This window comes from Actinomyces procaprae (assembly GCF_004798665.1).
GTDB lineage: Bacteria > Actinomycetota > Actinomycetes > Actinomycetales > Actinomycetaceae > Actinomyces > Actinomyces procaprae.
In genome coordinates this window covers 1,621,513-1,631,007 of sequence record NZ_CP039292.1, presented here as the reverse complement: position 1 = coordinate 1,631,007, position 9,495 = coordinate 1,621,513, and the positions used below count along the sequence as shown (strand labels likewise).

At 73.1% G+C, this 9,495-nt stretch carries 9 protein-coding genes; all 9 read left to right on the top strand.

What is annotated here, in order from left to right; translation table 11 throughout:
* Positions 1-101: 101 nt before the first annotated feature.
* The 9 genes from mihF to E4J16_RS06475 all read left to right on the top strand — a co-directional run bounded on the left by mihF (position 102) and on the right by E4J16_RS06475 (position 9,487).
* Positions 102-413, top strand: a complete 312-nt coding sequence (mihF, locus tag E4J16_RS06515; RefSeq protein WP_136313564.1) for an integration host factor, actinobacterial type — start codon at positions 102-104, stop codon at positions 411-413.
* A gap of 27 nt (positions 414-440) precedes the next feature.
* Positions 441-1,016: a guanylate kinase gene (gene gmk, locus E4J16_RS06510; protein WP_136193019.1), complete on the top strand. Its 576-nt coding sequence runs from the start codon at positions 441-443 to the stop codon at positions 1,014-1,016.
* 107 nt (positions 1,017-1,123) lie between these two features.
* Complete coding sequence (gene rpoZ / locus E4J16_RS06505; RefSeq protein WP_136193020.1) at positions 1,124-1,531, top strand: DNA-directed RNA polymerase subunit omega; 408 nt, start codon at positions 1,124-1,126, stop codon at positions 1,529-1,531.
* A gap of 23 nt (positions 1,532-1,554) precedes the next feature.
* Positions 1,555-2,889 (top strand): bifunctional phosphopantothenoylcysteine decarboxylase/phosphopantothenate--cysteine ligase CoaBC, encoded by a 1,335-nt coding sequence (gene coaBC / locus E4J16_RS06500; protein ID WP_420809340.1) that lies wholly within the window; start codon positions 1,555-1,557, stop codon positions 2,887-2,889.
* Positions 2,890-2,993: 104 nt separating this feature from the next.
* On the top strand, positions 2,994-4,199 hold the full coding sequence (gene metK, locus E4J16_RS06495) for a methionine adenosyltransferase (RefSeq protein WP_136313562.1): 1,206 nt from the start codon (positions 2,994-2,996) through the stop codon (positions 4,197-4,199).
* 23 nt (positions 4,200-4,222) lie between these two features.
* Positions 4,223-6,307 (top strand): primosomal protein N' family DNA-binding protein, encoded by a 2,085-nt coding sequence (locus tag E4J16_RS06490; protein WP_168709470.1) that lies wholly within the window; start codon positions 4,223-4,225, stop codon positions 6,305-6,307.
* Between the two features lie 33 nt (positions 6,308-6,340).
* Complete coding sequence (locus E4J16_RS06485) at positions 6,341-7,006, top strand: HAD family hydrolase (RefSeq protein ID WP_136313561.1); 666 nt, start codon at positions 6,341-6,343, stop codon at positions 7,004-7,006.
* 4 nt (positions 7,007-7,010) lie between these two features.
* Positions 7,011-7,988 (top strand): methionyl-tRNA formyltransferase, encoded by a 978-nt coding sequence (fmt, locus tag E4J16_RS06480; RefSeq protein ID WP_136313560.1) that lies wholly within the window; start codon positions 7,011-7,013, stop codon positions 7,986-7,988.
* A 56-nt stretch (positions 7,989-8,044) separates the two neighbouring features.
* Positions 8,045-9,487 carry an RsmB/NOP family class I SAM-dependent RNA methyltransferase gene (locus E4J16_RS06475; protein WP_420809339.1) on the top strand — a complete coding sequence of 481 codons (1,443 nt, stop codon included), beginning with the start codon at positions 8,045-8,047 and terminating at the stop codon, positions 9,485-9,487.
* The last annotated feature ends 8 nt before the right edge of the window (positions 9,488-9,495 follow it).

The window sequence follows — 9,495 nt, the reverse complement described above, 5'->3', positions numbered from 1 at the left end:
GCCGGGTCGTCACCCGGCGCGCCACGCGGGGCGTGCACCGTGGCACTGCACGGGCATAGCCTGGCCACGGCACAGCTCCCCGCCGCCAACGGAGGAACACCATGACGATCCCTGAACTGACGCCCGGACAACGGGCGGCCGCGCTTGACAAGGCCGCCGCTGCGCGGGACCGCCGCGCCCGAGCCAAGGTCGAGCTCAAACGCGGCACACTGACCGTCTCCGCGCTGCTGGAGGCCGCGCAGAGCGATGAGGCGCTGGCCAAGATGCGCGTGCTGGACCTGCTGCGGTCCCTGCCCCGCGTGGGAGCCGTGGGTGCGCGGGCGCTGGCCCAGGAGGTCGGTATCGCCGCCAGCAGGCGCGTGCGCGGGCTCGGGCCCCGCCAGCGCGCCGAGCTTGTGCGCCGTTTCGGCTGATACCGGCCGGCAGGGCATGATGGGGGCATGACCGCAGTCCAGGTGCCTCCCGCCCGACTCACCGTGATCGCCGGGCCGACCGCCGTGGGGAAGGGCACACTCGTCACCGAGCTACGACGCCGCCACCCCGATCTGTTCGTGTCCGTCTCCGCGACTACCCGCGCGCCCCGTCCCGGTGAGCGTGACGGCGTCCACTACCACTTCGTGTCGGATGCGGAGTTCGACCGGCTCGTGCTCGCCGGGGACATGCTGGAGTGGGCCCTGGTGCACGGGACCCACCGCTATGGCACCCCCCGCATCCCGGTGCAGGAGCAGCTTGAGGCGGGCCGCCCCGCGCTGCTGGAGATCGACTTGGACGGCGCCCGCCAGGTGCGTGCCGCCATGCCGGAGGCACAGCTGGTCTTCATCGCGCCGCCGAGCTGGGAGGAGCTCGTCTCCCGGCTGCTCGGCCGCGGCACGGAGTCTGAGGCCGAACGTGAGCGGCGGCTGGCCACTGCCAGGATCGAGCTTGCTGCCGCCGACGAGTTCGACCGCATCATCGTCAATGACTCCGTGGCACGTGCCACGGATGAGTTGGAGGACGTACTCGGCCTAAAGGGATAGACTCTGTGACTCGCGGTGCGAGTGGCGCCCGGGGCGTTCCCGCACCCGGCCAGATCACTACTCGAATCACCCGGAACAGGCAGCAGAACACATTGGGAGACAAGCACATGCTCGGAACCTCCGCCGACCCCGAGGGAATCACCAACCCTCCCATTGACGACCTTCTGGAGAAGGTCGACTCCAAGTACGGGCTCGTGGTGGAGGCCGCCAAGCGCGCCCGTCAGATCAACAGCTACACCCAGCAGCTGGAGGACAACCAGTTCGAGTACTTCGGCCCCCTGGTTGAGGCCGAGGCCGAGGAGAAGGCCCTGAGCGTCGCCCTGCGTGAGGTAGCCGAGGGCAAGCTGCAGGTCATCCCCGGCGATGAGGCCCGCGCCCGTCGTGCCGAGGCCGAGGAGGCCCGCCGCGCCGCTGAGGCAGACATGTTCTCCGACATCTCCCTGGACGCTCCACTGGACTTCGGCGGCCAGGATGAGACCGATACCGCCACCGGGCTGGATGACATCCAGTTCTGACCGCTTCCGACCCGGCACAAGTCATCGTGAGCACTGACACCGGCGGCGCCCGGGACGCACGCGCGTTCCGGGCGCGCCGCATCGTTGTGGGCGTATCCGGCTCCATCGCCGCCTATAAGGCGCCCTCGGTGATCCGCCTGCTGCGCGCGGCCGGCCACGAGGTGCGCACCGTGCCCACCGCCGCCGCCCTGCGCTTCATCGGCGCGCCGGCGCTGGCCGCCGTCACCGGCTCCCCGGTGCAGTCCGGGGTCTTCGAGGACCCCGCCGCCGTGGCGCATGTGGACACGGGGGAGTGGGCCGAGCTGGTGCTGGTGGCACCCGCCTCCGCGGACCTGCTGGCGCGCGCGGCCGCCGGCCGGGCGGATGACCTGCTCACCGCCACCCTGCTGACCACCACCGCCCCAGTGGCCATGGCACCGGCGATGCACACCCAGATGTGGAATCACCCCGCCACGCGCGAGAACGTGGCCACGCTGCGCCGCCGCGGCGTGGTGGTCATCGAACCCGATTCGGGCCCGCTGACCGGTTCCGGGTACGGGGCCGGGCGCCTGCCCGCGCCCGAGCGCATCGTCGCCCGCGCCCTGCAGCTGCTGGATGAGGCCCCCGCAGCCGACTTCAAGGACGACCTGGCCGGGCGTCACGTGGTGGTGTCCGCCGGCGGCACCAGGGAGCCGCTGGACCCAGTGCGCTTCCTCGGCAACCGCTCCTCGGGCCGGCAGGGGGCCGCCATCGCCCGCGCCGCCGCCGCGCGAGGCGCCCGCATCACCCTCGTGTCCGCGCATGTCGACTCCCTGGTGCTGGCCGAGCTGCCGAAGCAGATCACGGTGGTCCCCGTAAGCACCGCCCTCGAGCTGCGCGACGCCGTGCGCAGCGCCGCCGTCGACGCCGACGCGGTGGTCATGGCGGCCGCCGTCGCCGACTTCCGCCCTGCCGCCGTCGCCGACTTCAAGCTGAAGAAGCACCCGCTCGCCCAAGCGCCGGAGGGGCAGCGGCAGGAGACCCCCGACGGCCCCGTGCTCGCCCTGGTGGAGAACCCCGACGTGCTGGCGGGCCTGGTCACCGACCCGCCCCGGGCCGACGGCGGACGCGCGTTGATTGTCGGCTTCGCAGCCGAGACGGGCGATGCGGACGGCGACGTGCTGGCCCACGGTGCCGCCAAGGCCCGCCGCAAGGGCGCCGACCTGCTGGCGGTCAACGCCGTCGGCACCACGAAGGGCTTCGGTGATGTTCCCAACACGGTCGTCGTGCTCGACGCCGATGGCCGGGAGGTGGGGCGCGCCAGCGGCGCCAAGCAGGAGGTCGCAGATGCCCTGGTCGACATGATTGCGAACCGCCTGCCCCGCCGACCGGCCCCGTAGGCCACTGGTATCCTCTGCGTCCCCGGTGGGGCGAATGAGGCAACGCCGATCATCGGACCATCCGGCGAGCACGCACCCGCCGACAACCAAGGACCACACCACATATGGCATCGAACTCTCTACGTCTGTTCACCTCCGAGTCCGTCACCGAGGGGCACCCGGACAAGATCTGCGACCGTGTCTCGGACGCCATCCTGGACGCGATCCTCGCTCAGGACCCGAACGCGCACGTGGCCGTGGAGACCATGGCCACCACCGGCCTCGTGCACGTGGCCGGCGAGGTGAGCACCACCGCCTACGTGGAGATCCCCGACATCGTCCGCAACGAGATCGTCTCCATCGGTTACACCTCCTCCGAGGTGTGCTTCGACGGCGCCTCCTGCGGGGTGTCGATCTCCATCGGCCAGCAGTCCCCCGACATCGCCGCCGGCGTGGACAAGGCCCTGGAGGTGCGCGACGACGGCGCCGAGCTGGACCCGCTCGACTTCCAGGGCGCCGGGGACCAGGGACTCATGTTCGGCTACGCCTGCACGGATACCACCGAGCTCATGCCGCTGCCGATCCACCTGGCCCACCGCCTGTCCGAGCGGCTCGCGCACGTGCGCAAGCGGGGCATCGTCGACGGCCTGCGCCCCGACGGCAAGACTCAGGTCACCATCGGTTACGACGGCGACACCCCGGTCTCCCTGTCCGGGGTCGTCATCTCCACCCAGCATGACCCCGACCGGACCCGGGCCTGGCTCACCGACGCGGTCACGCAGGAGGTCATCCGTCCGGTGCTCGAGGCCGAGGAGGCCAAGGGTCTGAGACTGGCCACCGCGGATGCCGAGATCCTGGTCAATCCCTCCGGCCAGTTCGTGATCGGCGGCCCCGCAGGCGACGCGGGCCTGACCGGGCGCAAGGTCATCGTGGACACCTACGGGGGCATGGCCCGCCACGGCGGCGGCGCATTCTCCGGCAAGGACCCCTCCAAGGTCGACCGCTCCGGCGCGTACGCGATGCGCTGGGTCGCCAAGAATGTGGTCGCGGCCGGCCTGGCCGACCGCTGCGAGGTGCAGGTGGCCTACGCGATCGGCGCCGCCCGCCCCGTGGGCCTGTACGTGGAGACCTTCGGCACCGAGAAGGCACCGGTTGATCGGATCACCGCCGCCATCAGCACCGTCTTCGACCTGCGTCCCGCCGCGATCGTGCGCGATCTGGACCTGCTGCGTCCGATCTACCGGAGCACCAGCGCCTACGGGCACTTCGGCCGGCCGGGATTCACCTGGGAGTCCACAGACCGCGCCGCGGCCCTGCGCGAGGCTTGCTGACTGCGCCGGCGGGGAGTGACGTCATGGAGCCGGCTGCCGCCTCAGGGGGAGCGCCGGAACAGGGCGCGCTCCTGGACGCCCCCGCCACGGCGGCAAGGCGCGTCACCGCCGGCGGGGTACTGCACCCCGTGGCGCGCGTACTGCTGGAGACCGCCGTTCCGCACCTGGACCGGACCTTCGACTACCTGGTGCCGCCCGAGCTCGACGTCGCCGCCGCCGTGGGCACCCGTGTGGTCGTCCGCTTCGGGCGGCAGGACCTGCACGGTTGGATCTGGGAGCGGGCGGATACCACCACCCACCCCGGCAGGCTGGCGGCGATCCGCCGGGTCGTATCCGACCTGCCGGTACTGACCGCGGACACCATGCGCCTGGTGGAGGCAGTGGCCGCCCGTACCGCCGGGGTGCGCTCCGACGTCATCCGCCTGGCCGTGCCCGCTCGGCACGCCACCACCGAGCGTGAGGAGCGGGACCGGCCCGGCTCCGCCCTGCCGCACTGGCGCGCCCCGGGACCGGAGCCGTGGGCGGCTTACGACGGCGGCCCCGACTTCCTGGAACGGCTCACCGCCGGGCAGGCGCCGCGGCGGGTGTGGACCGCGCTGCCCGGACGTCCCGGCCTGGTGGCGCGCTGGACCACGCTACTGGCCGACGCCGCCCAGGCCACCCTGGCCGGGGGCCGGGGCGTACTCGTGCTCGTCGCCACCACCGAGCGGGCCGAGGCGGTCGCTGCCTCCCTCGGCACCGCCCTGGACGGGGAGGGCGTCGTCGTCCTGTCCGCCGAGCATGGCCCCTCCCGCCGGTACCGGGCGTTCCTGCGGGCCCTGAGCGGCCGCGCCCGCGTCGTGGTGGGTACGCGCGGGGCCGCATTCGCGCCGGTCGCGAGCCTGGGCCTGGCAGTCATCTGGGACGACAGCGACGACCGGCTCGACGAGCCCCACGCCCCCTACGTCCACGCCCGCACCGTGCTGGCACTGCGCTCCGCACTGTCCGGGGCGGGCCTCCTCATCGGCGGCTACACCCGGTCGGTGGAGGCCCAGGCGTATGTGGAGCAGGGCTGGGCGACCGACCTGCGCGCGCCCCGCGATACGGTGCGCGCCGCGACGGCACGAGTGCAGGTCCCCGGTCTGCCCGAGCTCGAGGCGGAGGGACCCTCCGGTGCCGCACGCATCCCCTCACTGGCCCACCGCGCGGTGCGCGAGGCGCTCAAGCACGGCCCTGTCCTGGTGCAGGTGCCCCGCGGCGGCTATGCCCCGTTGGTGGCCTGCGCCCGCTGCCGCGCCGTCGCCCGCTGCACGAACTGCTCCGGCCCACTGGCCCTGGGTCGGGACGGCGCGGTCACCTGCCGTTGGTGCGCACGCACCGCAACGAACTGGACGTGCCCGGAGTGCGGCGGCCGGGGACTGCGCATGGTCCATGTGGGCACCACCCGCACCGCCGAGGAGCTGGGACGCGCATTCCCCGGGGTCCCCGTGGTCACCTCCGGCGCCCGGGAGGACCACGGGGTCATTGCCTCCGTGGACTCCCGCCCCCGGCTGGTGATCGCCACGCCAGGGGCCGAGCCGGTCGCCGACGGCGGCTACGCCACGGTGCTGCTGCTGGACGGGGCGGCCGTGTCCGCACGCGCCGAGCTGGGCGCCTCCAGTCAGGCACTGCGAAATTGGTCCAATGCGGCAGTCCTCGCCCACTCCGGCGCGAGGGTGCTGCTCCTGGGTGGCCCCCACCCGGTGGCGGCGCAGGCGCTGGTCCGCTGGGACCATGCCGGATTCGCCCGCCGCGAGCTGGAGGAGCGGGCCGAGCTGCACCTGCCTCCCGCATGGCGCGCCGCCCGCGTCGACGGGCCGCGCGCCCGCCTGGAGGACCTGTTCGACAGGGCACGGGCGAACGGCTTCGAGGCACTCGGTCCCGTCGCCGCGCCCCGCCGCGGAGACGGGACCGGTGCCCCGCAGGCTCAGTCGGCGGCCCCCGGCGCGGGGGACGCGCGCGGACTGATCCGCGCGCCCCTGAGCCGGGGACGTGAGCTGGCCGCCTTCCTGCGCCTGCAGGTGCGGGAGGCCTCGGTGCGGCGGGAGGACCCAGTGCGCGTCGAGCTCGACCCGACAGTCCTGTGGTAGATACGCGGGGCATCCTGTGATAGAGCTCCTGTTATGAGTGCCCTCCCGTCCGCCAGTGCAGGTGCCGTCCCCGGCGGCATCGACGCCGTCGTCTTCGACTACGGCAACGTGATCCACACCTGGGAGGCGGTAGGCGCCGTCGCCGGGCGGGTCCCCCTTCAGGACTGGCAGGAGTTCGTGGAGGCGGGGGAGTTTGCCCGGTACAACGCCATGCTGGACGCCGGCGCCGGAGTGGAGCAGGTTCTTGAGGCACTCACCGCCGCGCATCCGGAACGGCCCGGCTGGCCCCGGATCATGCGCACCTACTGGGACCACTTCATCGACACCAAGACCGGTCCCGTGCCCGGAACGGCAGCCGTCATCGAGGCGCTGGACGACGCCGGTGTGCCGCTGTACGCCCTGACCAACTTCAACGACGTGCTGTTCGCCAGGACCCACCACCTCTCACCTGTGCTGGAGCGCTTCCGCGGTGTCGTCGTCTCCGGGCAGGAGCACCTGAGCAAACCCGACCCCGCCATCTACCACCTGCTGCTGGACCGCTACGGGCTGTGCGCAGGCCGCACACTGTTCGTCGACGACTCGCCCGGTAACGTGGCCGGCGCCCGGGCGGTCGGCATGCGCGCCCACCGCTTCACCGGTGCCGCCATGCTGCGTGCCGTCCTGATCGAGCAGGGCCTGCTGCCCGCGCCCCTAGACTGAGCCCATGCGTGTTCTCTTCGCCGGCACCCCCGAGACGGCCCTTCCCGTGCTGCGAGCACTGACCAGTGCGCCCGAGCATGAGGTGGTGGGCGTACTCACCCGCGCCGACGCCCGGCGCGGGCGCGGGCGCACCCTGCACCCCTCGCCGGTGGCGGCGGTGGCCCGCGCCGCTGGCCTCGACGTACGCACGCCCGCCACCCTGCGCGATCAGGACGCCCAGGACTGGATTCGCGGGCTGCAGGCCGACGTGGCCGTCGTCGTCGCCTACGGTCGCCTTGTTCCCGCCGAGCTGCTCGACGTCCCCGCGTACGGCTGGATCAACCTGCACTTCTCCCTACTGCCCGCCTGGCGTGGCGCCGCCCCCGTGCAACGCGCCCTGATCGCTGGGAACCGGGTCACCGGGGCCAGCGTGTTCAGGCTCGAGGAGGGGCTGGACACCGGTCCCGTCTACGCACGCATCACCGAGCAGATCCGCCCCGATGACACCGCCGGGGACCTACTGGGGCGCTTGGCCGACGCCGGTGCGCCCCTGCTGCTCGAGGTCCTGGCGGACCTGGAGGCCGGCAGCGCGAGCCCGCAGCCACAGGATGACCGGCAGGCCACCCATGCGCCCGTGCTGACCTCCGCGGACGGGCTCGTCGACTGGCACGAGACCGCGGCCGCCGTCGACCGCCGCATCCGTGGCGTGACCCCGGCGCCGGGCGCGCACACCACCTACCGGGGCACCCGGCTGCGCCTGGGCCCGGTGACCCCCGTCCCGGGTGCCGACGACCTCGCCCCCGGCGCCTTACGCGCCACCAAGCACGAGGTCCGCGTCGGCACTGGTAGGGGCGCGGTCCGACTGGGGCGGGTGGCGCCCGCCGGCAAGAGCTGGATGGACGCCGACGCCTGGGCCCGCGGAGCCCGGCCCGCCGCCGACACCGTACTGGGAACCGCACAACAAGCCGCACCAGTGCAGGCTGAACAGGATGCGAACGAATGAGAGATGAGATGCCCCTCCCGGAAAACCACTCCTCCGCGCCGGCGGACGGGCCGCGCATGCGACGGCGTGGCCCCCGCTCCGCGGGCCCCGACGTCGACCCGGCCCGCCTGGCCTGCCTGCACGCGCTGACCAAGGTGCGGGAGGACGACGCCTACGCCAACCTGGTGCTGCCCACCATCCTCGACCAGGCACGTCTCGAACGCCGCGACGCCGGCTTCGCCACCGCGCTGACCTACGGCACCCTCCGGCTGCAGGGGCGCTATGACGCCATCATCTCCCGCTGCATTGATCGGCCCCTGGACCGGGTCGACGCGGTGGTCAGGGACGTGCTGCGGCTCGGCGCCCACCAGCTGCTCGCCATGCGCGTGCCGACGCACGCGGCCGTGTCCACCACGGTGGACCTGGCCGCCTACAGCGCCGGCCGCGGCGCCTCCGGATTCGTAAACGCCGTCATGCGCCGCATCAGCGCGCACGACCTGGCCGAGTGGGCCGCCGAGCTGCGCGCGGACGCCCCCGACGCCACCACCGCGCTGTCACGCGTGCACTCGCACCCGGCCTGGGTGGTTAAGGCCATGCGGCAGGCGCTGAAGGTGAACGGCCGCGAGGACGCCGACGGGGAGCTGGAGGCACTGCTGGAGGCCGATAACACCGATCCGCAGGTGACTGTGTGTGCCCGCCCCGGCCTCATTTCCGTCGACGAGCTGGCCGAGCAGGTCTATGCGGCCACCGGCGAGGATCCCACGCCCGGGCGCCTGAGCCCGTACGCACTGGTGCTCTCCGGCGGAGACCCCGGACGCATCGAGGCGGTGCGCGACTCCCGGGCCGGCGTCGAAGACGAGGCCAGTCAGCTCGTCGCCCTGATGCTCGCCCACGCCCCGCTGGAGGGCGATGACAAGCGCTGGCTGGACCTGTGCGCCGGCCCGGGCGGCAAGGCGGCGCTGCTGGGCGCGGTGGCCGCAGACCGCGGCGCCACCCTCGTGGCCAATGAGGTGACCCCGCATCGCGCCCGGCTGGTGGAGGGTGCCGTCCGCGCCATCCCCGAGGGAGTCGTCACCGTACGCACCGATGACGGACGCAATATCGGACGGCAGGAGCCCGGGGCGTATGACCGCATCCTGGTGGACGCGCCCTGTACCGGCCTGGGTTCGTTGCGGCGGCGCCCCGAGGCGCGCTGGCGGCGCACCCCTCAGGATGTCGCGGCGCTGGCCGAGCTGCAGCGGGAGCTGCTCGCCGGCGCGGCGAGGGCGGCGCGACCGGGCGGCCTGATCGCCTACGTCACCTGCTCGCCCCACGCGCTGGAGACGAGCCTGGTGGTCCGTGACGTGACGCGGCAGGCGGCCCGTGACGGCATCACCCTCGAGCCGCTGCACGCCGGGAGCGTGGCCGCGGACCTGGCTCCGCAGGCGCCGGCGGGCGCAGGTCGGCAACTGCTGCAGACCTGGCCGCACCTGGATGACTCCGACGCCATGTTCTGCGCGCTGCTGCGGCGTACCGTGTAACCATCCGA